The sequence below is a fragment of the Bordetella sp. FB-8 genome (assembly GCF_000382185.1).
Lineage (GTDB): Bacteria > Pseudomonadota > Gammaproteobacteria > Burkholderiales > Burkholderiaceae_B > Bordetella.
Window position 1 is genome coordinate 3248703 of record NZ_KB907784.1, and the last position, 24313, is coordinate 3273015.

28 protein-coding genes are annotated in these 24313 nt (G+C 63.1%); 12 read left to right on the top strand and 16 right to left on the bottom strand.

Annotated elements, in window-relative coordinates:
* Nucleotides 1-66: 66 nt before the first annotated feature.
* The 5 genes from H143_RS23190 to H143_RS0115550 all read left to right on the top strand — a co-directional run bounded on the left by H143_RS23190 (nucleotide 67) and on the right by H143_RS0115550 (nucleotide 3730).
* Nucleotides 67-882 (top strand): DUF2242 domain-containing protein, encoded by an 816-nt coding sequence (locus tag H143_RS23190; RefSeq protein ID WP_019939183.1) that lies wholly within the window; start codon nucleotides 67-69, stop codon nucleotides 880-882.
* A 117-nt stretch (nucleotides 883-999) separates the two neighbouring features.
* The gene (locus H143_RS0115535) at nucleotides 1000-1404 is read left to right on the top strand and encodes a DoxX family protein (RefSeq protein WP_019939184.1); all 405 of its coding nucleotides are present in this window, start codon (nucleotides 1000-1002) and stop codon (nucleotides 1402-1404) included.
* 114 nt (nucleotides 1405-1518) lie between these two features.
* The gene (locus tag H143_RS0115540; RefSeq protein ID WP_019939185.1) at nucleotides 1519-2016 is read left to right on the top strand and encodes a glutathione peroxidase; all 498 of its coding nucleotides are present in this window, start codon (nucleotides 1519-1521) and stop codon (nucleotides 2014-2016) included.
* An 86-nt stretch (nucleotides 2017-2102) separates the two neighbouring features.
* Complete coding sequence (locus H143_RS0115545) at nucleotides 2103-2807, top strand: glutathione binding-like protein (protein WP_019939186.1); 705 nt, start codon at nucleotides 2103-2105, stop codon at nucleotides 2805-2807.
* Nucleotides 2804-3730, top strand: coding sequence for a DUF3298 domain-containing protein (locus H143_RS0115550; RefSeq protein WP_019939187.1), 927 nt, complete (start codon nucleotides 2804-2806; stop codon nucleotides 3728-3730). Before H143_RS0115545 ends, H143_RS0115550 begins: the two co-directional genes overlap by 4 nt.
* Before the next feature lies 1 nt (nucleotide 3731).
* Here H143_RS0115550 and H143_RS0115555 read toward each other — a convergent pair whose 3' ends face one another.
* Entirely contained in the window at nucleotides 3732-5021 is a 1290-nt protein-coding gene (locus tag H143_RS0115555; protein ID WP_019939188.1) for a Glu/Leu/Phe/Val dehydrogenase, read from the bottom strand.
* 303 nt (nucleotides 5022-5324) lie between these two features.
* Between H143_RS0115555 and H143_RS0115560 the strand changes: the two genes are divergently transcribed.
* Nucleotides 5325-5636, top strand: a complete 312-nt coding sequence (locus tag H143_RS0115560) for a serine hydrolase domain-containing protein (RefSeq protein WP_081627069.1) — start codon at nucleotides 5325-5327, stop codon at nucleotides 5634-5636.
* An 81-nt stretch (nucleotides 5637-5717) separates the two neighbouring features.
* On the opposite strand, the gene H143_RS20885 is transcribed toward H143_RS0115560, so the two are convergent.
* From H143_RS20885 to mltG, 5 genes are read right to left on the bottom strand one after another with little or no spacing between them, the layout of a single operon-like run.
* Nucleotides 5718-6560, bottom strand: coding sequence for an ankyrin repeat domain-containing protein (locus H143_RS20885; protein WP_019939190.1), 843 nt, complete (start codon nucleotides 6558-6560; stop codon nucleotides 5718-5720).
* Nucleotides 6561-6600: 40 nt separating this feature from the next.
* A complete protein-coding gene (locus H143_RS0115570) occupies nucleotides 6601-7371 on the bottom strand; it encodes a TatD family hydrolase (RefSeq protein ID WP_019939191.1) in 771 nt (256 codons plus the stop codon).
* Between the two features lie 10 nt (nucleotides 7372-7381).
* The gene (holB, locus tag H143_RS0115575) at nucleotides 7382-8422 is read right to left on the bottom strand and encodes a DNA polymerase III subunit delta' (RefSeq protein WP_019939192.1); all 1041 of its coding nucleotides are present in this window, start codon (nucleotides 8420-8422) and stop codon (nucleotides 7382-7384) included.
* Nucleotide 8423: 1 nt separating this feature from the next.
* Nucleotides 8424-9047 (bottom strand): dTMP kinase, encoded by a 624-nt coding sequence (tmk, locus tag H143_RS0115580; RefSeq protein WP_019939193.1) that lies wholly within the window; start codon nucleotides 9045-9047, stop codon nucleotides 8424-8426.
* Complete coding sequence (gene mltG, locus H143_RS0115585; RefSeq protein ID WP_019939194.1) at nucleotides 9044-10114, bottom strand: endolytic transglycosylase MltG; 1071 nt, start codon at nucleotides 10112-10114, stop codon at nucleotides 9044-9046. The genes tmk and mltG overlap by 4 nt, the downstream gene beginning before the upstream one ends.
* On the opposite strand from mltG, the gene H143_RS22530 reads away from it, so the two are divergent.
* Together H143_RS22530 and H143_RS0115595 are read left to right on the top strand one after the other, a co-directional pair.
* Nucleotides 10113-10259, top strand: a complete 147-nt coding sequence (locus H143_RS22530; protein WP_019939195.1) for a hypothetical protein — start codon at nucleotides 10113-10115, stop codon at nucleotides 10257-10259. The two genes, mltG and H143_RS22530, sit on opposite strands and share 2 nt — an antisense overlap.
* 31 nt (nucleotides 10260-10290) lie before the next feature.
* Nucleotides 10291-11283, top strand: a complete 993-nt coding sequence (locus H143_RS0115595; protein WP_019939196.1) for a folate-binding protein YgfZ — start codon at nucleotides 10291-10293, stop codon at nucleotides 11281-11283.
* Nucleotides 11284-11314: 31 nt separating this feature from the next.
* Here H143_RS0115595 and H143_RS0115600 read toward each other — a convergent pair whose 3' ends face one another.
* The 3 genes from H143_RS0115600 to H143_RS0115610 form a co-directional block, all read right to left on the bottom strand.
* Complete coding sequence (locus H143_RS0115600) at nucleotides 11315-12004, bottom strand: VIT family protein (RefSeq protein WP_026350127.1); 690 nt, start codon at nucleotides 12002-12004, stop codon at nucleotides 11315-11317.
* 223 nt (nucleotides 12005-12227) lie between these two features.
* A complete protein-coding gene (locus H143_RS0115605) occupies nucleotides 12228-13406 on the bottom strand; it encodes an enoyl-CoA hydratase/isomerase family protein (RefSeq protein ID WP_019939198.1) in 1179 nt (392 codons plus the stop codon).
* Nucleotides 13403-14557, bottom strand: coding sequence for an acyl-CoA dehydrogenase family protein (locus H143_RS0115610; RefSeq protein ID WP_019939199.1), 1155 nt, complete (start codon nucleotides 14555-14557; stop codon nucleotides 13403-13405). The genes H143_RS0115605 and H143_RS0115610 overlap by 4 nt, the downstream gene beginning before the upstream one ends.
* A 271-nt stretch (nucleotides 14558-14828) precedes the next feature.
* Between H143_RS0115610 and H143_RS22535 the strand changes: the two genes are divergently transcribed.
* Nucleotides 14829-14993: a hypothetical protein gene (locus tag H143_RS22535; RefSeq protein ID WP_155803412.1), complete on the top strand. Its 165-nt coding sequence runs from the start codon at nucleotides 14829-14831 to the stop codon at nucleotides 14991-14993.
* Between the two features lie 79 nt (nucleotides 14994-15072).
* Here the strand turns inward: H143_RS22535 and H143_RS0115615 are convergent, their stop codons facing one another.
* Together H143_RS0115615 and H143_RS0115620 are read right to left on the bottom strand one after the other, a co-directional pair.
* Nucleotides 15073-15420 (bottom strand): RnfH family protein, encoded by a 348-nt coding sequence (locus H143_RS0115615; RefSeq protein WP_019939200.1) that lies wholly within the window; start codon nucleotides 15418-15420, stop codon nucleotides 15073-15075.
* On the bottom strand, nucleotides 15410-15844 hold the full coding sequence (locus H143_RS0115620; RefSeq protein ID WP_019939201.1) for a type II toxin-antitoxin system RatA family toxin: 435 nt from the start codon (nucleotides 15842-15844) through the stop codon (nucleotides 15410-15412). Before H143_RS0115620 ends, H143_RS0115615 begins: the two co-directional genes overlap by 11 nt.
* 58 nt (nucleotides 15845-15902) lie before the next feature.
* Here H143_RS0115620 and smpB point away from each other — a divergent pair, with 58 nt between their 5' ends.
* Nucleotides 15903-16370: an SsrA-binding protein SmpB gene (gene smpB, locus H143_RS0115625; protein WP_019939202.1), complete on the top strand. Its 468-nt coding sequence runs from the start codon at nucleotides 15903-15905 to the stop codon at nucleotides 16368-16370.
* Nucleotides 16371-16459: 89 nt separating this feature from the next.
* On the opposite strand, the gene H143_RS0115630 is transcribed toward smpB, so the two are convergent.
* Together H143_RS0115630 and H143_RS0115635 are read right to left on the bottom strand one after the other, a co-directional pair.
* Complete coding sequence (locus H143_RS0115630; RefSeq protein ID WP_019939203.1) at nucleotides 16460-17407, bottom strand: SPFH domain-containing protein; 948 nt, start codon at nucleotides 17405-17407, stop codon at nucleotides 16460-16462.
* Between the two features lie 84 nt (nucleotides 17408-17491).
* On the bottom strand, nucleotides 17492-17914 hold the full coding sequence (locus H143_RS0115635) for an NfeD family protein (RefSeq protein ID WP_019939204.1): 423 nt from the start codon (nucleotides 17912-17914) through the stop codon (nucleotides 17492-17494).
* Nucleotides 17915-17957: 43 nt separating this feature from the next.
* On the opposite strand from H143_RS0115635, the gene H143_RS0115640 reads away from it, so the two are divergent.
* Nucleotides 17958-18686 (top strand): glutamine amidotransferase, encoded by a 729-nt coding sequence (locus tag H143_RS0115640; protein WP_019939205.1) that lies wholly within the window; start codon nucleotides 17958-17960, stop codon nucleotides 18684-18686.
* Between the two features lie 53 nt (nucleotides 18687-18739).
* Here the strand turns inward: H143_RS0115640 and H143_RS0115645 are convergent, their stop codons facing one another.
* Nucleotides 18740-19723: an alpha/beta fold hydrolase gene (locus H143_RS0115645; RefSeq protein ID WP_019939206.1), complete on the bottom strand. Its 984-nt coding sequence runs from the start codon at nucleotides 19721-19723 to the stop codon at nucleotides 18740-18742.
* A 118-nt stretch (nucleotides 19724-19841) separates the two neighbouring features.
* Complete coding sequence (ppsA, locus tag H143_RS0115650; protein WP_026350128.1) at nucleotides 19842-22211, bottom strand: phosphoenolpyruvate synthase; 2370 nt, start codon at nucleotides 22209-22211, stop codon at nucleotides 19842-19844.
* A gap of 237 nt (nucleotides 22212-22448) precedes the next feature.
* Here ppsA and H143_RS0115655 point away from each other — a divergent pair, with 237 nt between their 5' ends.
* Nucleotides 22449-23273, top strand: a complete 825-nt coding sequence (locus H143_RS0115655) for a pyruvate, water dikinase regulatory protein (RefSeq protein ID WP_019939208.1) — start codon at nucleotides 22449-22451, stop codon at nucleotides 23271-23273.
* 24 nt (nucleotides 23274-23297) lie between these two features.
* On the opposite strand, the gene H143_RS0115660 is transcribed toward H143_RS0115655, so the two are convergent.
* A complete protein-coding gene (locus H143_RS0115660) occupies nucleotides 23298-24209 on the bottom strand; it encodes a LysR family transcriptional regulator (RefSeq protein ID WP_026350129.1) in 912 nt (303 codons plus the stop codon).
* Between the last annotated feature and the right edge of the window lie 104 nt (nucleotides 24210-24313).

Genomic DNA, 24313 nt, shown 5'->3' on the forward strand with positions numbered 1-24313 from the left:
AACAAGCTATGGAAACTTGGTAAATTAACCAACTTGCCGCAGTGCATCCCCCTATATCGAATCGACATGTTCCGAGTTTCCGTTTCGCTCGCCTCGCTGGCTTTTCTTCTCACCGCTTGCGGGTCCAGCCCCAATAACGCGGCCTACGAGCAGGAAAATTTCATACAGAACCAGACCTATTCGCGCTCGGTCAAAGCCAGCTACCGGGTGGCCTGCGACGCCGGTCGCCGCGCCCTGCTCAGCCAGGGCTACAGCATCGACAAATCCACCGGCGATACGGTCAGCGGCCACAAGAATTTCGTCGATAGCGAAGGGCGCAATACGCAGATCACCTTCAACGTCAACTGCGCGCCCGATAGCAGCGGTCCGAACGATTCGCAGGTATTTGCCAACGCGATTCAGGACAGCTTTTCGCTCAAGAAGTCCACGACGGCAGCCAGCGTGGGCGTAAGCATCCTGGGCAGCGTGTCGCTGCCTTTCATGTCCTCTGACGACGCGCTGGTCAAAACCAGCTCGGTAACGGTGACGCGGCCGCAGTTCTACAGCGGCTTCTTTGACCTGCTGCACCAATACCTGGCCGTGGCCCAGCTCGAACAGCCTCAGGCCCCGAGCAAAAAACCCGCGGTGCCGGCCCAACCGCCGGCGCCGATCACCCCCACCGTACCGCTGACGCCCGAAAACACCGGCATTCCCACGCCCGCTCCCGCCCCCAAGGTCCAGACGCAAGCGCCGACGCCCGTTCCCAAGGACGAGCCGGCGCCTGCCGCCCCAGCGTCGGCCCCCTCTCCCGCGTCGGCGGCACCTGCCTCCTCGGCTGCAGCGGCGACGGACACCAGCGCCGCGCCATCCACCGATGGCACGGCGGCCACGTCCACAAAGTAAGCCGCGCGGCGCGCATGGCATGGACCTGGGACGGATTGTTCCGTCCGCGAGGCTATATGCGCAGGGATAGTTTGCCCATAATGCGCGCTTTTCCAATCTATCGAGAGGCAATCCACCATGCTTGCTAAATATGAAGACGGCGGCAAACTGATACTGCGCCTGGTCCTGGGCCTGCTCATCCTGTTCCACGGCACCTGGAAGCTGCAGCACGGGGTCGGTTTCGTCGCTGACATGCTGGTCAAGCACGGGCTGCCGGGCGCTATCGGCTATCTGGTCTACATCGGCGAAGTCGTCGCGCCGCTGATGATCATCCTGGGCATACTCGGACGGTTCGGCGCGCTGATCATTGTCATCAATATGCTGGTGGCCTTGATGCTGGTGCATACCAGCCAACTCTTTAGCGCCAACCCCCAGACCGGCGGCTATGCCCTGGAGCTGCAGTTCATGTACCTGTTCAGCGCCCTGTCCCTGCTGGTGTCGGGCATGGGCCGTTTCGTGCTTGGCGGGTCCCGACTGAACTAAAACGCTAGCTTTGCATCGCACGGGCCGTCATTGCAGACATGACGGCCCGTTTCTTTTGCCGGTATAAAGGCACATACAAGTCATGGGCCGAAGGACGGCTGGGAGCAATATATCTTGAAGACCATCCATGATTTTTCAGTCCTTGCCATCGATGGCAAGGAACGCAGCCTCGCAGACTATGCCGGACAGGTGCTGCTGGTGGTTAACGTGGCCTCGCATTGCGGCTTCACTTCGCAATACGAAGGACTGCAAGCACTGCAGCGCGATTACGCCGACCTCGGTTTCGCTGTGCTGGGCTTTCCCTGCAATCAATTCGGCCGCCAGGAGCCGGGCGACGAGGCCGAAATACTCCGCTTCTGCGAGACCCGATATGGCGTGAACTTCCCCATGTTCGCCAAGATCGAGGTCAACGGCGCCAACGCGCATCCGCTCTATCGCTGGCTCAAGTCGCAGAAACCCGGCGTGCTGGGCACCGAGGCGATCAAATGGAATTTCACCAAATTTCTGGTGGGCCGCGACGGCCGGCTCATTAGACGCTATGCGCCCGCCGATACGCCGCAGTCCCTGCGACCGGACATCGAATCGGTACTGGGGCAGGACAAGCCGGTATGATGTACGACTATTCATAAGGCCATTTCGGGCTGGCTTCGACGGCCTTGCCATCCCTTGCCACTTTTACACGCAGCAGGATCGCAGCAATGATCGACCTTTACTACTGGACTACGCCCAACGGCCACAAGATCACCCTCTTTCTCGAAGAAACCGGACTGCCCTACACCATCTATCCGATCAATATCGGCAAGGGTGAGCAATTTCTGCCCGAGTTTCTGAAGATAGCCCCCAACAATCGCATCCCGGCCATCGTCGACCAGTCACCCGACGCAGGCGGCGAGCCGATTTCGATATTCGAATCGGGCGCCATCCTGCTGTATCTTGCCGAGAAGACTGGCCGGTTTATTCCTTCCGATGTGCGCGGCCGCGTCCAGGTGCTGGAGTGGCTGTTCTGGCAGATAGGTGGCTTGGGTCCCATGGCCGGGCAAAACCATCATTTCTCAGGCTACGCGCCCGAACCCATTCCCTACGCCATAGAGCGCTACGTCAAGGAAACCAATCGCCTTTACGGAGTGCTCGATCATCGCCTGGCGGACCGGCCCTTCGTCGCGGGCAACGACTACTCCATTGCCGACATGGCCTGCTATCCCTGGATCGTGCCGCATGAGCGCCAGGGCCAGAAACTCGAGGATTTCCCCAATCTGCAGCGCTGGTTCGAGGCGATCGCGATACGTCCGGCCACGGTGCGGGCCTATCAGAAGGCCAAGGAAATCAATACCGTGCCCTCGGTGAGCGATGAGGCTTCGCGCCGGATCCTGTTCGGCCAGACGGCCCAATCCGCCAAGCGATGAACCCCGTGTCCATGCAGCAAAATGCGCGCGATTGCCGAGGCGGGGTGAAATATCTGGGCAAGCCGTTTGGCAGAGCCGCGCGGATCGTCGGCCAGGCCGCCTTGACTGTGCTGGCGGCCGGACTGCTGGCCGGCTGCGGTACTTCGCCGGCCGACGACATCAGCCTACCGGTCGGCAGTTCGACATCACCGACGGCGCCGCCAGCCCAAGTCGCTCCGGCTACCGCCCCTGAAGCGGACTCCCCTGCCCCGTCGGGCGATGCGCGTGCCGAACCGGTGCGATGGGAACAGTCCAAGCCGGGGTGCCAAGGCAAAGGCTGCCCTGCGATCACGGTCGATAGCCTGAAGTTTCCCGGACTCCCCAGGTTGACCGCGGCAGTGGATCAAACGCTCTCAAGCATGACGGGAGTGGACGAGAACCTGAGCGGTGCCTATGGCAGCCTGTCCGGCTATGCGGCGTATTTCTGGCGCACTGCGCAGGACGGCGACCACACCTGGCTGAGAGCCCGGCTGCGCGGCTTGGAGGGCAGCGTGATCAGCATCGAGCTGGATTCCACGCAACAGATCGCGGGCGCGGCCCATCCCATACCGGCGACCCACTTCCTGCTGTGGCGCCGCGGAGCCGACACACAAATTCGCTTGAGCGATATTTTGGCCGACGGCCAGCATGCCCGGTATCTTGCGGCTTTACGCACGGCATATGGGCGCTGGCTGCAGAGCAATCCGGGCTATCGGGTGGACCCGGCCGGCTATGCCAAAGTATGGCCTTTCGTGGAAAGCGACAATGTGGCGCTGACCGAGCAAGGGTTGGTCGTCAAGTACGACGCGTACACGATCGCGCCGTACTCTTACGGGCAGCCCGAGATCGTGCTGCCCTGGAGCGCGGCCCGCACTTTCGTGCGGCCCGAGTTCCTGCCGGGCTGATTTACGGATACAAGCCGCGAACCTCGCGTGCCTGCAGGATCCGGGAGCAAGCCACGATGAAGGCCGCGGTGCGCAAGGTGACCTTGTGCTCGCGGGCCATGTGGGCGATGGCCGCATAAGCCTCGCGCATCAGGCGTTCCAGGCGCTGGTTGATTTCGTCCTCGCTCCAGAAGAAGCTGGAGAAGTCCTGCACCCATTCGAAGTAGCTCACGGTGACGCCGCCGGCATTGGCCAGCACATCCGGCACCAGGTAGATACCCTTGTCGTGCAGGATGTCGTCGGCGGCCGGCGTGGTCGGGCCGTTGGCGCCTTCGACAACGATCTTGGCGCGGATCTTCGCGGCATTGCTTTCGTTGATCTGATTTTCCAGCGCGGCGGGGATGAGAAATTCGGTTTCCACGCTCCAGAAATCGGCCGGGTCCAACGGCTGGGCATTGGCAAAACCGCCTACGCCACCATGGGTCGCGACGTGCACCAGCAAGGCCGGAACATCCAGGCCGTCGGGCTTGTGGATGGCGCCGGTGTGGTCCTGCACAGCGATGACCTTGGCACCCGCCTCGTGGAACAGGCGCGCCGCGGTGCCCCCAACATTGCCAAAGCCCTGCACGATGACGCGGGCGCCGGCCACGGGCACGCCCTGATCGCGGGCGGCCTCGCAGCCCACCACGAACACGCCGCGCCCGGTGGCGTCGACGCGTCCCAGGCTACCGCCCAGCGAGATGGGCTTGCCAGTGACCACGCCTGTGGCGGTGGAGCCACTGTTCATGGAATACGTGTCCATCATCCAGGCCATGACCTGGGAGTTGGTGTTGACGTCAGGTGCGGGAATGTCCTTGGACGGCCCGATGATGACGCCGATTTCCGAGGTGTAGCGGCGCGTCATGCGTTCGAGTTCGGACTTGGACAGCGTGCGCGGATCGACGCGGATGCCGCCTTTTGCGCCGCCGAAGGGCAGGTTCACCGCCGCGTTCTTGATGGACATCCAGGCCGACAGGGCCATCACCTCGGAGAGCGTGACGTCCTGGTGAAAACGCACACCGCCCTTGCCCGGCCCGCGCGATACATTGTGCTGTACGCGGTAGCCCTCGAAATGGGCGATGCGGCCGTCATCCATCTCGATGGGCACATCGACGATCAGAGCCCGTTTCGGCCGCTTGAGCGTTTCGACCCAGCGCGCCAGGTTGCCCAGATAGGGGGTGACGCGATCGACCTGCTGCAGATAGATGCCCCAGGGGCCGAGGTGCTCGGCATCCAGGTAAGACGGCAAGGCATGATTGGGCGCTTGGGCCATGAACGTTGTCTCCGATGATCAAAAGTGCGTAATTTTAGGCTTGTTATTGCCTAAAAATAAATTGCGTCCCTATTTATTGGAAATATAAATAAAATAGGGACGCTTATAAAGAAGAGAATCGAAGGAGCCAGATCGGCGCTATTTGCCGGCTATGAGGCCCTGCATGGTTAAGCAAGGGTCCATGAGTGCCGACAGGCAATACCGCTAATCGTCCCAGGAAGATCCATGCCTATGATTGATGTCCCGCTGCGATGCGGCGTTTTTTGTCTGGCATTTCGCGCCGGGAAATGCTGAGCGAGCAGGATTGACCGCACAGGGTTTGAGTCTGCCTGGCGTGAGGCCTTTGGCTGGGCTGTTCAGGGGAACCTAAAGCCGGGGACGAACACCCGATTCAATATCGGCTCCGTGAGCAAGGTGCTCGCCGCCCTGGCGACGATCATCCTGCAAGACCGTAGACCGGCGCGGCTGAACGCACCGGTATCCGCCTATCTGCCCGACTTCACTATGCTTGGGCCCGAATACCGGAAAATCATCTTGCTGCAGCTGCTCAGCCGCAACTCGGGCCTGCCAGGCACCAATGCAATGGTCACAATCGTCTGCCTTCGCCAACACTGAATGTGGGCAAATGGTGCCTAATGCGCAAAACCTAGGCCAAGCGTACCGGTCCCATCCAGTGGCATGGGATTTCGATGCGTGTCAATCGCCGAATCGCACGTTCGACGTGCCCTGGACGCGATGCCTCACGCCTTCCTGTGCGTCCCAGCCCCGGGCGGGTGCCCGGGACTGGGACGCAGGCGGCGGCAAGGATGCTTGCGCAGGCAGGTTCTGCGGGGTTTCGTTCTGGGCCGCCTGCGCGCGCGCCGCCAGGCGCTGCGCAACCCGAGCACGCAATGCCTGGGCAAGCGCATCGTTCTTGCCCCGCGCTGCCCAATCGGCCGCGTCCTGGTGCTTGAGATCGCGCACCAGTGGATCGGCACCCGCGGTCAGCAGCAACTGCACGGCCTGGCGGCTGTCGGCATAGGCCGCCATCATCAGCGGCGTGACGCCGTCAGGCGAGGGGGCGTTGGGCATGGCATCGTGAGCCAGAAGTAGCTTGATCATGGCGATCTGCCCCTTGGATGCCGCGTAATGCAGCGGCGTCCAGCCCAGTTTGTTGACTCTCGCTCCCCGTGCCAGCAGGGCCTGCGCACGCGCGATGTCGCCGGCAATGGCCACGTACATGAGCGGCGTTTCACCCAGCGCGTTCTCGATATTGACGTCGGTACGCGGATCGGCCAGTAGCGCGTCGAAGGCTTTCCAAGAGCCGCTGGCCACCGCGTCCAGGAGTGCGGGCTGCCCCTTGGGGGACTCAAGATTGGGATCGGCGCCTCGGGCAAGATCGGCGCGGACGGCATCGACCCGGTCGTTCTCGATATCGATCCACCAATCGGGCGGCGCGTGCGGAGCCTGCGCCGCCATGGCAGACCAGAAAGGCGCGACCATGCACAGGGTGACCAGCAAGTCGCGCAGGCAGCGGCGAAAGACGGAAGAACGAATCATGTGAATTTTTAATAAATTACTTTAAATATATTAGATTAAATTATCTTTTTATCTTATTGAATAATTTGAAGAAATTTTCTGATGTCTGCTGTGCTATCTGGGCAAGCGGTAAGCCCTTGAGATCGGCGATTTTCTCGGCCACGTGCACGACCTTGGCCGGGTCGTTGAGCTTGCCCCGGTGCGGTACGGGGGCCAAATAAGGTGAATCTGTCTCGATCAGCAGGCGCTCAAGCGGCGTATGGGTGGCCACCTCGTGGACTACTTGGGCGTTTTTGAAGGTGACGATGCCCGACATGGAGATGTAGAAGTTCAGGCCGATGGCCTGTTGGGCGATGTCCCAAGACTCCGTGAAGCAGTGCATCACGCCGCCGATTTTCTCGGCACCCTCTTCGGCCAGAATGCGCACGGTGTCGGCGGCCGAGTTGCGGGTATGGATGATCAGCGGCAGGCCGGCCTCGAGAGCGGCCCGGATGTGGCGGCGGAAACGCTCGCGCTGCCAGTCCAGGGGTTCGCTCAGGCGGTAATAGTCCAGCCCGGTTTCACCGATAGCCACCACCTTGGGGTGTTGCGCCAGCCTCACCAGTTCAGCCACGTCGGGCTCGGGCGTGTCTTGTTCGTCCGGGTGCACGCCAACCGAGCCCCAGAGATTGGGCGTGGCATCGACGATTTCCATCAGGCCTGGCCACGAAGGCATGGTGACGCTGGCCAGCAGCGCATGAGTGACCTGGTTCTGGCGCATGCGCTCGAGCACGCCGGGCAGATCGTCTTTCAGATCGGGAAAATTGAGATGGCAGTGGGAATCGACGTACATGCGGAACCGTTCAGACTAAGGCCAGCGCGACGCGTTGCAGCGTAGCGTGAATGAAGAGCTTGGGGTTGAGCGTATGGCCGGCCAGCGCACGTTGGCTGCAAAGCCAATGCGCCGTATCGGCCAGGCGGGCAGAATGCACGCGCGCCGCGGTGCGGGAAGTGGGGTCGGCCAGCGCCAGAAAATACCGTACCGGCAATCCATGGGCCGCCAGCATCAGGTCGGTAAAAAGACGCTGCAACGCGTCCAGCCACTCAGGGGCGGCCATCTTTTCCAGCGTTTCGGTCAGGGCACCCACATCGGGCCGCTGGCCTTGGGCGAGCGGCCCGAGCAACTGGCCAAGCCAGCCGGGGCAAGGCTCGTCCTGCTTTTGCGCAAGACGCAGGGCCGACAGCGGCGTGCCGCCGGCAGCGGCTAGCCATTGGTCCGGCTGCTTCACGCCCTGCTCGGTCAGCCACTGCAAGGCAGTCGCGGAAGACGGGGCCGCCAGAGGCAGCCGCCGGCAGCGCGACACCAGCGTCGGCAGCAGCCGGTCGGGCGCGTCGGCCACCATCAGAAACACCGTATGCGCCGGCGGCTCTTCCAGCACCTTGAGCAGGGCGTTAGCGGCAATGGTGTTGAGCGCCTGGGCGGGATAAAGCAGGGCCACGCGCCAGCCACCGCGATGCGTGGCCGTGTTGAACCAGGATTCGAGACTACGTATCTGGTCTATACGGATATCTTTGGACGGGGCGCGCTTGCCGCTTGCGCCCGTCGGGGCCTCAGTCTCCTCGAACTCGCCATTTTGCGCGCCTTCGGCTAGCGCCACGGCTTCGGGGCGGATGCGGCGCAGGTCAGGGTGGTTGCCCGAGGCAAACCAGCCGCAGGCGATGCAATGGCCGCAAGCCATGCCGTCCTGCGGTGTTTCACATAGCAGGCTGGCCGCCGCGGCGATGGCGAAGTCCAGCTTGCCGATACCTGCCTCGCCGTGCAGCAGCCAGGCGTGGGCAAAACGTTCGCGGCGGGCGAGCCACTCGCGGGCCGTGTCCAGGTGCCAGGGAAGGAAATGGTTCATTTCAAGCGGCGCCTGCCAGCAGTTCCGCCAACTCAGCTTCGAGTCGGGCACGTACGACAGCCAAAGGCTGGCTGCCGTCGACGACATGCACGCGCCGGCAATGCGCCTGCGCACGGGCGTGGTAAGCCGCCCGCACGCGTTCGAAGAAAATGCCGTCCTCGCGCTCGAAGCGGTCGGGATCGCGGCTGCAGGCCAGGCGCGCACGCGCGACCTCGAGCGGCACGTCGAACAGCCAGGTGCGATCGGGCTGCGGCGCGTCGATCCAGGCCTCGAGTGCGGCCACGGGCGCTGCGCCCAGTTCGCGGCCGCCGCCTTGATAGGCGTAGGTGGCATCGGTGAACCGGTCGCAGACCACCCACGCGCCGCGCTCCAGGGCAGGCTCGATCACGGTGTGCAGATGTTCGCAGCGCGCCGCGAACATGATCAGCGTTTCGGTCTGCAGCCGCATGGGTTCATGCAGCACTAGTTCACGCAGCTTTTCGCCTATGGGTGTGCCGCCCGGCTCGCGTGTGGCCAGCACGGTGTGGCCGGCCGCCCGGATGGCCTCGACCAGCCAGCCTGCGTGCGTGCTTTTGCCTGCGCCGTCCACGCCTTCGAGGGTGATGAAGCGTCCGCGCTTGCTCATCTCTTCGCTTGCTCCAGGTCCTTGGTCGGCGCTGCCGCCTTGTGCGGTTCTGCGCCCTTGCCCTGGCCCAGAATGTAGTGCGCGATGTTGCGGTTCTGCTGGTCGAGGGTCGTGGAAAACTCGCTGCTGCCGTCACCGCGCGCGACGAAATACAGATAGTCGTTGGTCTCGGGATGCAAGGCCGCTTCGAGCGAAGCGCTGCCGGCCATGGCGATAGGCGTGGGCGGCAGGCCCGGGCGCGTGTAGGTATTCCAGGGCGTGTCCTGCCGCAGGTCGCGCTTGTGCAGGTGTCCGTCGTAGCGGCTGCCCAGGCCATAGATGACAGAGGGGTCGGTCTGCAGCGGCATGTCCTTGCGCAAACGATTGACGAACACCCCTGCCACGCGGGCACGTTCCTTGGGTTTGGCCACTTCCTTCTCGATCAGCGAGGCCAGGATCAGGGCCTCGTACGGGGTGGCGATGGGCAGATCGGGGGCGCGCTGCTTCCAGGCTTGCTCCAGGATGTCCTGGCCGGTCGCATAAGCGCGGCGCAGCAGGTCCAGATCGGTGCTGCCTGCATCGTAGACATAGGTATTGGGAAAAAACAGGCCCTCCGGATCCTTCATGCCGATGCCAAGCTTGGCCATGATCTGCGCGTCGCTCATGCCGGCCAGGGTGTGCTTCAGATCCGGCGCATTGTTCAATGCCGCGCGCATCTGTTTGAAGGTCCAGCCTTCGATGAAGGTGATCTGTCGTTCGGAACGTTCGCCCAGCGCCATGCGTTCGAGCAGCGTCCAGGGCGAGTCGCCCTGGACGGCTTCGTAGCCTCCCGACTTGAGCATCTTGTCGCGTTCGGTGACCCGGGCCAGCAGGATGAAGCCGGGCGCCCAGATGGGAATGCCTGCGCCGTGCAGCGCGCGGGCGATGGAGCGCGGCGTGCTGCCAGGGTCGACGATGAAATCGACTTTGGCCGCAGGCATGTGCACGGGCTGCCTGGCCCAAAGCACGAAGCCGCCCACGGCCCCCGCCGCCAAGGCGAGGATGAGAAGCGGAAACAACAGAAAGAGTAAGGACAAGCGGATCTTCATGGCTACTGCGCAGTTTAATGGATATGTCTATATGCCGACGGCGGCGCGCGTCTGCCTGCGGGTGGCGCGGGCATGTCCGGCCGGGGCCGCGCAGCACGGTATCATGGGGCGCATGCCGCGCAAGCCCGGCCCACCCGGCGCGTAACAGGGTTGAACAGATTTCTAGGTCCGCACTCATGTCCGCATCCATCTTTTTCCACAACGGCCTGCCCGTCCAGCCAGCCGGCGCCGCGCCGACCTGTGCCGGGCTGGACGCTTTTCGCATCGTTTCGGCCGCAGGCGAGGACGCCATGGCTTTTTTGCACGGGCAACTCACCCAGGACGTCACCGGCTTGCCGATAGACCGCGCCAGCCTGGCGGGCTATTGCACGGCCAAGGGTCGGCTGCTGGCCACATTGGTCATGTGGCGTGCGCCCCTCGAGCCGACAGAGACTGACGCCCGTTGGCATGCCCTGGTGCGCGCCGATCTGGCCCAAGCCCTGGTCAAGCGTTTATCGATGTTCGTATTGCGGGCCAAGGCCAAGCTGTCGCTAAGCACCACGCTCAATGCATTCGGTGTCCAGGCTTCGTCCGAGCAGAGCGCGGCTTTGCAGGCTGCCGCGGGCGGTGCCCTGCCCGACCAGGATTGGCAGCGCACCGATTTGCCCACCGGCACCTGGATCGCCGCACCCGGCTCGGCGGGTCCGCGCTGGTGGTGGATCGCATCGCAGGCGCAGCTCGAAGCTAGCCAGGATCTCGCCCGGCTGTTGGGCCGCGGCGACGAACAAGCGTGGCGGGCCCTCGACCTGGCAGCCGGCCTGCCCTGGATAGCCGGTTCTACGCAGGATTTGTTCATTCCTCAGACTGTCAACCTGGAGTTGGCCGGTGGCGTCAGCTTCACCAAGGGCTGCTATCCGGGCCAGGAAGTCGTGGCCCGCAGCCATTACCGCGGTACAGTCAAGCGGCGCATGGCTTACGGCCACCTCGATGAACCTGGCATAGCCGCACAGCCAGGCGCCGATGTTTACGACGCCAGGGACGCACACGAACCCAGCGGACGCGTGGTGGATGCGGCAGGAGCCGCGCTTTTGTTTGAAACGACGCTGGCTTCCCTGCCCGAGGGCGACTTGCGCCTGGGTTCGGCGGACGGACCCAGGATCCGGGTGCTGCCCTTGCCTTATGCGTTTTGATGATGCAAGCGGCGGCCGGGCAGGCTCGGCTTCACGCCAGCACGCCAAATAGCGATCCGATACCCGCAGTCAGAGCAATAGCCGCCGCGCCCAGAATCATGACGCGCAGTACCGCTCTGCCGACGGGCGCGCCGCCAGCCCGGGCGGCGATGGCTCCGAGGATACCCAGGCTGATCACCGAGCCGACCAGCACGACGGCCACCAGATGCGGCGGCGGTGTCAACATGGCGATCAACAGAGGAAGCACCGCGCCCGATGCGAACGACAATGCCGACGCGGTCGCGGCCTGTACCGGTCGGGCGCGATTGTGTACCGAGATGCCCAGTTCGTCGCGCGCATGCGCGTCCAGGGCATTATGGCGGGTGAGCGCCGTAGCAACTTGCAGGGCCAGTCCGGGGGCGAGTCCGCGCTCGACGTAGATGCCCGTGAGTTCGTCCAGTTCCTGCTGGGCATTGCGATTGAGCGAGCCTAGTTCCATCTTGAGGTCGGCCGCCTCGGTATCGGCCTGGCTGCGTACCGAGACATATTCACCTGCCGCCATCGACAAGGCGCCGGCCACCAGGGCCGCCAGGCCCGCGACCCAGATGGTGGCATGATCAGCGTGGGCGGCGGCCACGCCGGCAATCAGGCTGGCGGTGGAAACGATGCCGTCGTTGGCGCCAAGCACGGCGGCGCGCAACCAGCCGATGCGATGTATGCGGTGATGTTCTCTTGCGGGCATGACGTCGGTGCGCGCTTGCGCTTGAAGGCCGCGAGGCCGGAGAAATTGGCCGCAAGTATAGAGCGGGAACGCCGCATTTAGCGGCATGATCGCATCGATGGTAAACCGCAGTGAAAATGGTTTCTATCCGTTTTCGCCTGTGCTGGGCATGGTTGGCCGCTGGCGCAGTCCAGCCTGCCACACCCTGGATCCCGGCGGCGAGGCCAACCCACAGGCGGCCCCCTTACTTGCCTAGATCGACCAGCGGATGCTCCACGTCCGGCGGCCAGGGCGCGGCGAAAAACGGCTGCGCCCACGCGGCGTCGGCTTCGCGCAGCGTCGACGGGCGCCAACGGGGCTGCTTGTCCTTTTCAATGAGCAGCGCGCGTATGCCTTCGGCCAGATCTCCCATTGCGCAGCACTGCAGCGCGACGATGTATTCCATGCGGAACACATCTTCGAGCGAAAGCAGCCGGGTGTTCTGCTGCAGCGTGTAGGACAGGCGCGCGGAACCGGGCGAGCCGGCCAGCAGGGTCTTGGCGGCGCGGGACAGCCACGGATCGTCGTGGCGCTCGAGTGCCGTGATCTCGTCGTAAATGTCGTCCAGACGCGTCTCGCCGCAAAGGCCGTTGATCATGAATGCATGCAGGCGCAGCGGCCCGGGCACGTCGTCCGGCGGCATCGCATAGGCAATGATCGCACGGCGCAGCAACCCCTCGTTGATGGAACGCGCAGCCGGCCCGCCTTGGCTCGGGTTGCCCGCCCAGGGCTGTTCCAGCAGCGCCTGGCAGAGCTCGTCCCAACGGGTGGGATCTAGCATGTGATCGGCCATGCCAGCATAGATGGCGTCCGATGCGTTCAACTGCGCGCCGGTCAGCGCCAGGAAAAGGCCCAGTCGGCCCGTCATGCGGTTAAGCAGCCAGCTGCCGCCTACGTCGGGAAACAGGCCAATGGTGATCTCGGGCATCGCCACGCGCGCATCGCTGCTAATGACGCGGTGGCTGGCACCCATCAGCAGGCCCATTCCTCCACCCATGACGATGCCGCGGCCCCAGCACAGCAGCGGTTTGGGATAAGTATGGATGCAATAGTCCAGGCGGTATTCGCGCTCGAAAAAAGCGCGCGCGTAGGGGTTGCCCCAAGCCCCCTGGCCGGCATGCTCCTGAATGCTGCGATAGACGCCTTGCAGATCGCCACCGGCGCAAAAGGCCTTTTCCCCGGCCCCCTGCAGGATCACCATGGCCACTTGCGGATCGGCCGCCCATGCGATCAGGCGCTCCTGCACCAAGTCCACCATTTCGAGCGTCAGGCTGTTGAGCGTCTGCGGCCGGTTGAGCGTGGCCACGCCCAGTTTCATGCCGTTGTTGCTGAACCGTTCCTCGAAAAGGACCGGCGCGGCCTGGGGTGTGATCGTGCTGCTCATCGAATATCGGCTCCTTTCTCCAGCAACTGTCGGGCAACGATCACGCGCATGATCTCGTTGGTGCCCTCCAGGATCTGATGCACCCGAGTATCGCGCACCAGACGCTCGAGCGGGTAGTCTTTCAAGTAACCGTAGCCGCCGTGTATCTGTTGAGCATCAAGACAGACCTGGAAACCGATATCGGTGGCGAAGCGTTTGGCCATGGCGCAATAGGCGGTAGCCTGGGTATCGCCCGTGTCGAGCTTGCAGGCGGCCAGGCGCACCATCTGCCGGGCGGCGACCAGATTCGTGGCCATGTCGGCCAGCTTGAATTGCAGCGCCTGAAATTCGGCCAGCTTGTGGCCGAACTGGCTGCGTTCGTCCATGTAGCGTCGCGCGGCATCCAGCGCGCCCTGAGCCGCGCCGACGGAGCAGGTGGCGATATTGATGCGCCCGCCGTCCAGACCCTTCATGGCGATGCGAAAACCTTCGCCTTCCTGGCCCAGCAGATTGGCGGCAGGCACGCGAACGCGCTCGAATGTGACGGGACGGGTGGACTGGCTGTTCCACCCCATCTTGTTTTCCTTGCGGCCATAGCTGATGCCGGCGCTGTCTGCCGGTACGGCGAAAGCGCTGATGCCGCCGGGACCCGGCCCGCCGGTGCGGGCCATGACCACGAGCAGGTCGGTATCACCGGCGCCGGAAATGAAGGCCTTGGCGCCGGAAATGAGATAGCCCTGGGCGTCGCGCTCGGCGCGTGTGGTGAGTGCGCCGGCATCCGATCCGGCACCCGGTTCGGTCAGGCAATAGGAAGCCAGCTTTTCGCCGCCGGTCAGCTTTTCTCCCCAGAACGACTTGACCTCGGCCCCGCCCCACTGCCCCACCATCCAGGTCGCCATATTGTGAATCGTGAGAAAAGCCGTGGTGGAAGGATCGACCGCCGCCATTTCCTCAAAGACCAGGGAGGCATCAAGGCGCGGCAGGCCCAGGCCTGCGATATCCTGGCTGGCGTACATGCCACAGAATCCCAATTCGCCGGCTCGCGCGAAGGCCTGCCTGGGGAAGATGCCCTCCTGGTCCCAGTGCGCTGCATTCGGTGCCAGCTCGCCCTGAGCGTAGTCGCGGGCCGCCTGGGCAAAGGCCAGTTGCTCTTCGGTAAGTTGCAAATCCACGCTGTTTTCCTCGAAGGGTATGCGGATATATTCCGCTTACGTTAGCGTAAATTTTATTTCGAGCATCTTACGCTTGGTTTGCGTCATTTTATTCGCTCTGTTCGGGTGCCTGCCCATCCGGCTTTCTCCCAGTGCGCGGGCCGCAGGCGTGCTGCCGACAGCACGCCGACGAGCGCGCCTGACGCCTTGCCACCTGGCGCGCAGTGTGCGCGCTGACCTTTCCGGACATATCCGAGTCCTAGCCAAGCCGGCCGAGTAGTAGGGGCAAAGTGTGAATGCGCTTTATGACGTGCCGTTGTCCAGCCACGGCGGCCTGGAAGAACGAATCGCCCAGGCCATACCCCGCTTCCCCACGCACGACGATGCGTGCTTTGCCTCGTATTCGTATGACGGCGGCAAGCTGAGCCGAACGTCGAGTCCCTACCGCGCCCACTAGGCCGCGGAACATGCCGAAGCGATGCTGACGGGAACATGGCTGCCGTACATGCTGCGCAGAGCCTGAACAAGCAAGGAAGCTATAGCAGCCCAGGCGGCCGTTCCCGGCCCTGCTGCGCTTGTTTGGCGCGCCGATGCTCGACGCGGCGCCGCCGCGACTCCTTGGGGTCGAAATTCAAGGCGCGGTAGATCTCCACGCGGTCGCCATCGGCCAGCACCGCGCTGGGCGCGACGCGCTTGCCATAGATACCCACGCCCAGCGTCCCTGCGTCGATGCCCGGAAACCGCCGGGCAAAGCCACTTGCCGTCAGCGCTTGGGCCACCGTAGCGCCCGTTGCAAGCTCCAGGTCGCACCGCCAGACGCTATCGCGCAAGGCATAGCAGACCTGCACGCGAACGTACGCGCCGAGTCGCACGTCATTCGCCATACTTGGTCTGCGCGCGCTTGGTGAAGGAATCGATGAAGCTGCTGGCGATGCGATTGAATACCGGCCCCACCACGGCTTCCAGCGCACGGCTGGAAAAAGCGTAGTCCAGGGTGAAGACCACCTTGCAGGCGTCATCGGCCAGGGCCTGGAATTGCCAATGCCCGGCAAGGCTGGAAAATGGGCCGTCGACCAGTTCCAGATCTATGCGCTTGGGGTAGTCGTGCAGATTGCGGGTGGTGAAACGCTGTTTCAGCCCGGCAAAACTGATCAGCACGCAGGCCTGCATGCCGTTTTCATTGCGCGATTGCACCTGCGCGCCGCCACACCAGGGCATGAATTCCGGGTACTTGTCCACGTCGGCGACGAGGTCGAACATCTGGGCCGCCGAATAGGGAACGAGGACGGTACGCTGAACTGTGTGCATCGATCAGGGTAAATAGCTAGAATCATAAGATTTTACCGGCTTTGCACCATCCTTTCTTATGAGCATCATCGACAACCGCAAGGCCTCGCACGATTACTTCATCGAGGATCGCTACGAGGCAGGCATTGCATTGCAAGGATGGGAAGTCAAATCCATTCGGGCCGGCCGCGTGCAACTCAAGGAAAGCTACGTGATCGTGCGCGAGGGCGAACTGTACCTGCTTGGCATGCACGTCAGCCCGCTGGCCACCGTGTCCACCCATATCCATCCTGAGGCGACGCGCACGAGAAAACTTCTGCTGCACGCGGAAGAAATCCGCAAGCTCATCGGCAAGGTAGAGCAGCGCGGCTACACACTAGTGCCACTGAACCTGCATTACAAGAACGGCCGCGTAAAGCTGGATTTTGCGCTGGGCCGCGGCAAGAAGCTGTACGACAAGCGGGATACGGCGCGGGATAAGGACACCGAGCGAGAGGTCGAGCGGGTCATGAAGCACGATACCCGCAATAGTCGGCGGGATGACTGAGCTTTATCGAGCCGAGAAAAACGGCGTTCTTTAGCCCCACCGAGGCGACCCCGCACGATTGCGAGGCGCGCACTCGGAAAAACATCCGTTCACGCACGCCGGCCTGGCTCCTTCGGACCGGTCGCTTTCACCACGGACATTGCCGCCGCGATCAAACCGCCCATGTCGGCCAGGTTGCCCGGCAGGATGAGCGTGTTGCCCTGCTTGGCGACGTTGCCGAACGCCTCGACATAGCGTTCAGCCACTTTCAGATTGACCGCTTCCATGCCGCCGGGCTGCTCGATGGCCTGCGCCACCTGGGTGATAGCCTTGGACGTGGCCTCGGCAATGGCCACCACGGCCGCAGCCTCGCCCTGCGCTTGGTTGATCTGCGCCTGCTTATGGCCTTCCGAGCGGGCAATGGCGGCCTCGCGTTCGCCGGTGGCGATGTTGATCTGTTCCTGCCTGCGTCCTTCTGAGGCGGCGATCAGCGCGCGCTTCTCGCGTTCGGCGGTGATCTGCGCCTGCATGGCGCGCAGGATTTCGGCTGGCGGGGTCAGGTCCTTGATTTCGTAGCGCAGCACCTTCACGCCCCAGTTCAGCGCGGCTTCGTCCAGCGCCGCCACGATGCTGCTGTTGATCACGTCACGCTCTTCGAAAGTGCGGTCGAGTTCAAGCTTGCCGATGACCGAGCGCAGCGTGGTCTGCGCCAGCTGCGTGATGGCGCTGATGTAGTTCGACGAACCGTAGGAGGCCCGCATCGCATCGGTGACTTGGAAGTACAGCACCCCGTCGACCTGCAGCTGGGTGTTGTCGCGCGTGATGCAGACCTGGCTGGGCACGTCCAGCGGGATTTCCTTGAGTGAATGTTTGTAGGCCACGCGCTCGATGAAAGGCAGGACCAGCGCCGCGCCCGGCGACAGCGTGCGGTCGTAGCGGCCCAGGCGCTCGACGACCCAGGCATGCTGCTGCGGCACGATGGCGATGGATTTGACAATGATGATCAGCGCCAGGACGGCGATGATGAGCAGAACCGATACGGAAGAATCGAAGTACATCGCGGATGCCTCTGTTGGATGAATGAAGAAAGGGTCGTGCGTCGCGCCTGAAACGTGGCCGCCATGCTCAAGCCATGGCGCGGATCAGTCGTGCTTGCGGGTGAGGATCAGGCGGCTGCCGCGCACGGCGGCGATCACATGCATGCCGGCCTGCGGCGTCTCGCCTTCGGTCAGGCCTGCCTGCCAGGTGGCGCCGCGGTACCAGACCTGCGCCGCGCCGTCGGCCTGCCAGGCCGAGACCTCAACTTGCTGGCCGATGTCCAGATTGACGTCGGCATTGCACTGGGCGTCGATTTCGCGTTTTTTGAGTATGCCCGTCTTGCGCAGCACGAGCAGGCCTGCAAGGGCGACCACGCCGAAAATCGCCAGCTGCCATTCGACCCGACTCGCAAGCCAGGCCGCGGCGCCCGCCGCCGCCAGTCCCAGCGCAATCAGGAGCAGATAGAAAGTGCCGGTCAGGAGTTCGCCGATCAAAGCGAGCACCGCCAAGCCGAACCATGTCCACATCGTTGTATGCTTTCCGCAAAAGAGCCACATGGCTGTGCCTATTATGACTGCTTCCTTACTGCCCGTCCTCATTCTTCACACCGGGGATCCACAAGATACGCTCCGGGATCATCACGGCGGCTACGCCGAGCAGTTGTGCCGTGCTGCCGGCCTGCGTTGCGGCCAGGCCAGCGTGGTGGCCGTCTACCAGGGCGAAATACCCCTATCGCCCGCGGCCTATCGGGCGGTGCTCATCACCGGCTCGCCGGCCATGGTCACCGACCACGAACCCTGGAGCGAGGCGTCCGCGGTGTGGCTGCGCGAGGCCGTGGCGGCTGGCCTGCCGATCTTCGGCGTCTGCTATGGCCACCAACTGCTGGCCTACGCCCTGGGCGGCGATGTGGACTACAACCCGGCTGGCCGGTCCCTGGGCACTCGTGCCGTGGAGCGCACCGGCGCCGATCCGCTCACCGCGGGCCTGCCCGACCGATTTTCCGCCCAGATGATGCATTCCCAGATCGTTACGCGCCCGCCCGAAGGCAGCGCGGTTCTCGCGCGGGCCGACCACGATCCCCATCAACTGCTGCGCTACGCGCCAGGCGTGTATTCCTGCCAGTTTCATCCCGAATTCGGCACCGACTTCATGCGCGAATACCTGCTGCGCAACGCACAAGTTTTGAGCGGAAAAGGTCTTGACGTCCCTGCCCTGGCCAATGCGCTCGAATCCACGCCCCTGGCAACCGGCTTGCTGAAGAAATTTCTGGATTTGTACGCGTCCCGAGCGACCGCCTGAAACGCATGCCGCATACGCCGCGTCCGGGATGCGGCGTCTGACGGGCGCGAGGCCTACCGCGCTATCCGCGCCAGCCAATCATGAACGCGCTGTGCGATCGACAGGCTGTTGCGGTCCATGATGAGCATATGGCTGTTGCCCTTGATGCCCTGGGCTGGCAAGTCCAGCACGTCGGCAACGCAGCCGCTCGCGCCCAGGGCCAGCCGGTAGCGTTCAGCTGCAGCCCGGTAGTGTGCCCAGGCCCGGCTTGCGCCTTCTATGAAATCGCCCCAGACAAACAGATGCGGCGCTTGCACGGCGGCAGGCTGTTCGCCGAGCGCGAGCGCTGGCTCGATCGCCACGACCGCGCGCACCAGGTCGGGATGGCGCCGCGCGCACTGCAGCGCATAGGCGGCTCCCTGGCTGTGCCCGATCACCACGCATGGGCCTGTTTCGCGCAAAAGCGCGGCGTAGGCTTGCAGCGCGTATTCTTGCGTACCCGCCCAACGGCCCACGAACTGACGCCCGAACTGCTCGATGGCCTCGACGGGAAACTCGCTGCCCGGATACGCCGCATTGCGCAGATCGCGCGCCGAAGCACCGCTCGGATAAGCGCCCTCGGCGCCGAAGCGAAAGTGATGCCAGACGGCATTGAGCGAACGATGCTCGGGCGGGTCGGCAAGTATCTGCGGGCAGGCCGGAAACGATGCCCTGCCCCGCTCGAAGGCATCGGAAACCACCACCTCGTACCGGGCGCGCAGAAAGTATTCGAGCCAGCCGGGGCGGCCGTCGGGCGTTTCGTCCCAGCAAGCGCCGGTCAAACCGCCGCCATGCCACAACAGCAAGGGTAAAGCGTAGGCGCGGCGCGTCTGCTGGTAATGCGTCGCATACAACTGTCCGACCATGTGATCGCCGTTCATGTCGACGGTGACCGGTGCATCGCCAGGAGTGCGGGCGCGCGTTTCGACCGGAAAGCCATCGACATGTCGCCGCATTCCGCCGACGTGAAAGCCGCGGATCCGGCGCAGTCTGATCGGGCTATCGGATGTATCGTGCATTGAGGGGAATCGGCCACAATGAGATAAAAATTGCCGGATAGACTAATGCCCCGTAAATCCAGCGCAAAGCGGACTTCCGAGGCATGGGATCGCGGCCTTTTTACAGATTCGGGCTGTCTTAACCAGCCGCCAACTTCTGCCAGGTATCGACCACCGTGTCTGGATTCAGCGACATGGACAGGATGCCTTCGTCCTTGAGCCACTGCGCAAAATCGGGATGGTCGCTGGGGCCCTGGCCGCAGATGCCCACATACTTGCCGGCCTTCAGGCAGGCCTGGATCGCCCGGCGCAGCATGAATTTGACCGCCTCGTCACGCTCGTCGAAGTCGGCCGCCAGCAGTTCCATGCCCGAGTCGCGGTCCAGACCCAGGGTGAGCTGGGTCATGTCGTTCGAGCCGATCGAGAATCCATCGAAGTGCTCAAGGAACTGCTCGGCCAGAATGGCGTTGGTCGGCACTTCGCACATCATGACCACGCGCAGGCCGTTCTCGCCGCGTTTGAGGCCATGAGCGGCCAGCAGATCGATGACGCGTTTAGCCTGGTTCACGGTGCGCACGAAGGGCACCATGATCTCGACGTTGGTCAGGCCCATCTGGTCACGCACTTTCTTCAAGGCTTCGCATTCCATCTTGAAGCACTCGGCGAAGTCGTCGGCGATGTAGCGCGAGGCGCCGCGAAAGCCCAACATGGGGTTCTCTTCCTCGGGCTCATAGCGCGAGCCGCCCACCAGCTTGCGGTATTCGTTGGACTTGAAGTCCGACAGGCGCACGATCACCGACTTGGGATAGAACGCCGCGCCGATGGTGGCAATGCCTTCGGCCAGTTTCTCGACGAAGAATGCGCGTGGGCTGGCGTAGCCCCGGGCGGCCGACTCTACCGCCTTCTTCAGGTCGCTGTCGACGTTGGGATAGTCGAGCACGGCCTTGGGATGGATGCCGATATTGTTGTTGATGATGAATTCCAGGCGGGCCAGGCCGACGCCGCAGTTGGGGATTTGCGCGAAATCGAAGGCCAACTGCGGGTTGCCCACGTTCATCATGATCTTCAGGTCCAGCGCGGGCATGTCGCCGCGCTGCACTTCTTCCACTTCGGTCTCGATCAGACCGTCGTAGATGCGACCTTCGTCGCCTTCGGCGCAGGACACGGTGACCGACTGGCCTTCCTTGAGCAGGCTGGTGCCTTCGCCGGTGCCCACCACGGCCGGGATGCCCAGTTCGCGGGCGATGATCGCCGCGTGGCAAGTGCGACCACCTCGGTTGGTGATGATGGCCGAAGCACGCTTCATGACGGGTTCCCAGTTGGGATCGGTCATGTCGGTGACCAATACGTCGCCAGGCTGGACTTTGTCCATCTCCGACACATCGGCCACGATGCGCACGGGACCCGAACCGATCTTCTGGCCAATGGCGCGGCCGGTGATGATGACCTGGCCGGTGGCTTTCAGGCGGTAGCGCTGCTGCACATCGCTGTTGGCCTGCTGCGATTTTACGGTTTCGGGGCGAGCCTGCAGGATGTAGAGCTTGCCGTCGACGCCGTCGCGGCCCCATTCCACGTCCATGGGACGACCGTAGTGCTTCTCGATGATGACGGCATAGCGCGCGAGTTCGCAGACTTCGTCGTCGGTGAGCGAATAGCGGTTGCGTTCGGACACGGGTACGTCCACCGTGCGTACGGCCGATTCGCCGGGCTTGCGTTCGGTGTTGAATTCCATCTTGATCAGCTTGGAGCCGATGCGGCGGCTGACGATGGGGTAGTGGCCGTTGGCCAGGGAAGGCTTGAAGACGTAGAACTCGTCGGGGTTAACGGCGCCCTGCACCACGGTCTCGCCCAGGCCGTAGGACGAGGTGATGAACACCACGTCCTCAAAGCCCGACTCAGTGTCGATGGTGAACATCACGCCGGCGCTGCCCTTGTCCGAGCGCACCATGCGTTGGATGCCGGCTGAAAGCGCCACGCCGGCGTGTTCGTAGCCCTTGTGCACGCGATACGAGATGGCGCGGTCGTTGTAGAGCGAGGCGAAGACGTGGCGAATCTTATCGAGCACATCGTCGATGCCGACCACGTTCAGAAAGGTTTCCTGCTGGCCGGCGAACGAGGCATCGGGCAGGTCTTCGGCGGTGGCCGAAGAGCGCACGGCGAACGAACCCTGGCCGTCGGCGTCGAGCTTGGCGAAAGCATCGCGGATGGCCTTTTCGAACTCAGGCGAGAATGGTGCCTCGACGACCCATTGGCGGATCTGCGCGCCGACCGTGGCCAGCTCGCGCACGTCTTCGGGATTGAGCGTGGACAGGCGCTCGGCGATGCGCTGGTCCAGGCCGGAAGCCTGGAGAAAGTCGCGGAAAGCCTCGGCGGTGGTCGCGAAGCCGCCCGGCACACGGACTCCGGCGCCGGACAGCTGACTGATCATCTCACCTAGCGATGCGTTCTTGCCTCCTACCGAGTCCACGTCCGTCATGCGGAGCTGCTCGAATGAAACGACATACGACATTGAAGTCACCTTTTACAATGGAAAGAAAGCGAGTTTGGTCAGCACGCCGGGGAGCTGCATGATTTCCCCGGAAAATGCGCTGGCCAAACCGGCCTTGCGATGCCGCTGTTGCTGCTCGTATTGCTACGATTGCCGCTTCGGTCGTGACTGTCGGATGCCTGCTTACAGGGAACCGATTGTACCCGCTCACCCCTGGTAAAACCCTAGGCTCCGCAAATCCCGTCGAAATTTTTACATATGAATGACAAGCTCACACCTCGCTCGGTTTTCATCGTTTCAGATAGTACCGGCATCACCGCGGAAACCTTCAGCCACTCGGTATTGGCGCAGTTCGACGAGGTCGAGTTCCACACGGTGCGAATGCCCTTCATCGACAATCTGGAGAAGGCCGAGGACGTGGTCCGGCGCATCGATCAGGTCGCCCTGGAGGCCGGCCTCAAGCCCATCGTCTTCAGCACCCTGGTAAACCCGGCCATCCAGGCGGTGGTGCGCCAGGCCAACGGGCTGTTCCTGGACCTGATCGGTACCTTCGTGGGCCCGATAGAGCAGTCGCTCGGCTTGAAGTCCAGCCACGTCATTGGCCGCGCGTGGATGCCGGCAAACTCGCAGAAATACCAGCATCGCATCGAGGCCATCAATTTCAGCCTTTCGCACGACGACGGGCAGTTCATCACCCAGTTGGGCGAGGCCGACGTGATTCTGGTGGGGGTGTCGCGCTGCGGCAAGACGCCGACCAGCCTCTATCTGGCCATGCAATATGCGATCAAGGCCGCGAATTTTCCGCTTACGCCGGACGATTTCGAACGCATCACGCTGCCCAAGACTCTGCAACCCCACCGCAACAAGCTTTTCGGCCTGTCCATCGATCCGGACCGCCTGTCCCAGGTGCGCAATGAGCGCCGGCCCAACAGTCAGTATGCGACGATCGAGCAGTGCCGCTACGAGGTGAACGAAGCCGAGCGGATGATGCGGCGCGATGGGATCGCGTGGATGTCGACGACGACCAAATCGATCGAGGAGATTGCGACTACGGTGATCCAGGAAGTGGGGTTGATCCGGTAATTCGCTCCTGCAGCAACGACAAGGTCAGCCGGCCGATGCGATTTCGCGCGCAATATCCAGGAAACGTTCGATCGTCGGCGTGATGTCTTCGCGGCGCCAGGCCACACCCGTCTCCAGGACCGGAGCCGTATCGCCCAGGTTGAGGTAGCGCACGCCGGTGCGTGTCAGGTTGCGCAGCGACGCAGGGACGAACGCGACGCCCATTTCGGCCGATACCAGGCTGATGATGGTTTGCATCTGGATCGCTTCCTGGACGATATGCGCCCGCCCGCCATGCGCGGTGCAATAACCAGTCACCAGGTCGTGAAAGGCCGGTGCGCTTTGCCTGGGAAAAAGGATCAGAGGCGCATCCACCACCGCTTGCGGGGCAAGCTGCTGGGCCGTGAGGGAGAGTCTTCCCTCCTCTACCCAGCGGCTGGGCACGGCGACGATCAAGGGCTCCGTGATGAGCGGCATATAAGACAGCGATTTGTGCAGTCCCGCATTCTGCGGAGGAATGACAAGTCCCGCATGCCGCTTGCCTTCCAGTAGCGCGGCGATCTGCACGTCGCTGGTCGCCTCGGTCAGCGAAAGCGCGACATCGGGAAAGAGCGCGGTGTAGCGCCGGACCAGTTTCGGCAAGATGCTGTAGTCCGCCGTGCTGACGAAGGAGATGTCCAGGCGTCCCATGGAGCCGTCGCGCAGGCCCTTGGCGACCTTGGGCAGATCCTCCATGTGGTCCAGCGCTGCATGGACGTGGCTCAGCCATTGCGCGCCCAGGGGTGTGAGCGCGACGCTGCGCTTGGTCCGGGTGAAAAGCGCGGCGCCGATTTCCTGCTCCAGCGCCATGATGGACTGGCTCAAAGGCGGCTGCGTCATGCCGAGCGAGTCGGCGGCTCGTCCAAAATGGAGCGTGCGCGCTACGGCGGCAAAATGCCTTAGTTGTCGAACGTCCATGGCTTTAATACTCTAAACAACTTAATGCAGCATAAATAATATATTTTACTTATCTCTGGGCGTCTATTATCTTTGCATCTGATTGAAAATTGAGCCGCCCGCCG

Excerpts from the sequence above, each read along its gene's own strand:
- ppsA (WP_026350128.1), bottom strand. The coding sequence starts at position 22,211 with ATGTCGTATGTCGTTTCATTCGAGCAGCTCCGCATGACGGACGTGGAC.
- mltG (WP_019939194.1), bottom strand. The coding sequence starts at position 10,114 with ATGAAGATCCGCTTGTCCTTACTCTTTCTGTTGTTTCCGCTTCTCATC.
- H143_RS0115600 (WP_026350127.1), bottom strand. The coding sequence starts at position 12,004 with ATGCCCGCAAGAGAACATCACCGCATACATCGCATCGGCTGGTTGCGC.
- H143_RS0115570 (WP_019939191.1), bottom strand. The coding sequence starts at position 7,371 with ATGTACGTCGATTCCCACTGCCATCTCAATTTTCCCGATCTGAAAGAC.
- H143_RS0115630 (WP_019939203.1), bottom strand. The coding sequence starts at position 17,407 with ATGTACTTCGATTCTTCCGTATCGGTTCTGCTCATCATCGCCGTCCTG.
- tmk (WP_019939193.1), bottom strand. The coding sequence starts at position 9,047 with ATGAGCAAGCGCGGACGCTTCATCACCCTCGAAGGCGTGGACGGCGCA.
- H143_RS0115550 (WP_019939187.1), top strand. The coding sequence starts at position 2,804 with ATGAACCCCGTGTCCATGCAGCAAAATGCGCGCGATTGCCGAGGCGGG.
- H143_RS0115660 (WP_026350129.1), bottom strand. The coding sequence starts at position 24,209 with ATGGACGTTCGACAACTAAGGCATTTTGCCGCCGTAGCGCGCACGCTC.
- holB (WP_019939192.1), bottom strand. The coding sequence starts at position 8,422 with ATGAACCATTTCCTTCCCTGGCACCTGGACACGGCCCGCGAGTGGCTC.
- H143_RS0115595 (WP_019939196.1), top strand. The coding sequence starts at position 10,291 with ATGTCCGCATCCATCTTTTTCCACAACGGCCTGCCCGTCCAGCCAGCC.
- smpB (WP_019939202.1), top strand. The coding sequence starts at position 15,903 with ATGAGCATCATCGACAACCGCAAGGCCTCGCACGATTACTTCATCGAG.
- H143_RS0115655 (WP_019939208.1), top strand. The coding sequence starts at position 22,449 with ATGAATGACAAGCTCACACCTCGCTCGGTTTTCATCGTTTCAGATAGT.
- H143_RS22530 (WP_019939195.1), top strand. The coding sequence starts at position 10,113 with ATGGCTACTGCGCAGTTTAATGGATATGTCTATATGCCGACGGCGGCG.
- H143_RS0115545 (WP_019939186.1), top strand. The coding sequence starts at position 2,103 with ATGATCGACCTTTACTACTGGACTACGCCCAACGGCCACAAGATCACC.
- H143_RS0115640 (WP_019939205.1), top strand. The coding sequence starts at position 17,958 with ATGACTGCTTCCTTACTGCCCGTCCTCATTCTTCACACCGGGGATCCA.
- H143_RS0115615 (WP_019939200.1), bottom strand. The coding sequence starts at position 15,420 with ATGGCGAATGACGTGCGACTCGGCGCGTACGTTCGCGTGCAGGTCTGC.
- H143_RS0115535 (WP_019939184.1), top strand. The coding sequence starts at position 1,000 with ATGCTTGCTAAATATGAAGACGGCGGCAAACTGATACTGCGCCTGGTC.
- H143_RS0115620 (WP_019939201.1), bottom strand. The coding sequence starts at position 15,844 with ATGCACACAGTTCAGCGTACCGTCCTCGTTCCCTATTCGGCGGCCCAG.
- H143_RS0115645 (WP_019939206.1), bottom strand. The coding sequence starts at position 19,723 with ATGCACGATACATCCGATAGCCCGATCAGACTGCGCCGGATCCGCGGC.
- H143_RS23190 (WP_019939183.1), top strand. The coding sequence starts at position 67 with ATGTTCCGAGTTTCCGTTTCGCTCGCCTCGCTGGCTTTTCTTCTCACC.
- H143_RS0115555 (WP_019939188.1), bottom strand. The coding sequence starts at position 5,021 with ATGGCCCAAGCGCCCAATCATGCCTTGCCGTCTTACCTGGATGCCGAG.
- H143_RS0115605 (WP_019939198.1), bottom strand. The coding sequence starts at position 13,406 with ATGAGCAGCACGATCACACCCCAGGCCGCGCCGGTCCTTTTCGAGGAA.
- H143_RS20885 (WP_019939190.1), bottom strand. The coding sequence starts at position 6,560 with ATGATTCGTTCTTCCGTCTTTCGCCGCTGCCTGCGCGACTTGCTGGTC.
- H143_RS0115635 (WP_019939204.1), bottom strand. The coding sequence starts at position 17,914 with ATGTGGACATGGTTCGGCTTGGCGGTGCTCGCTTTGATCGGCGAACTC.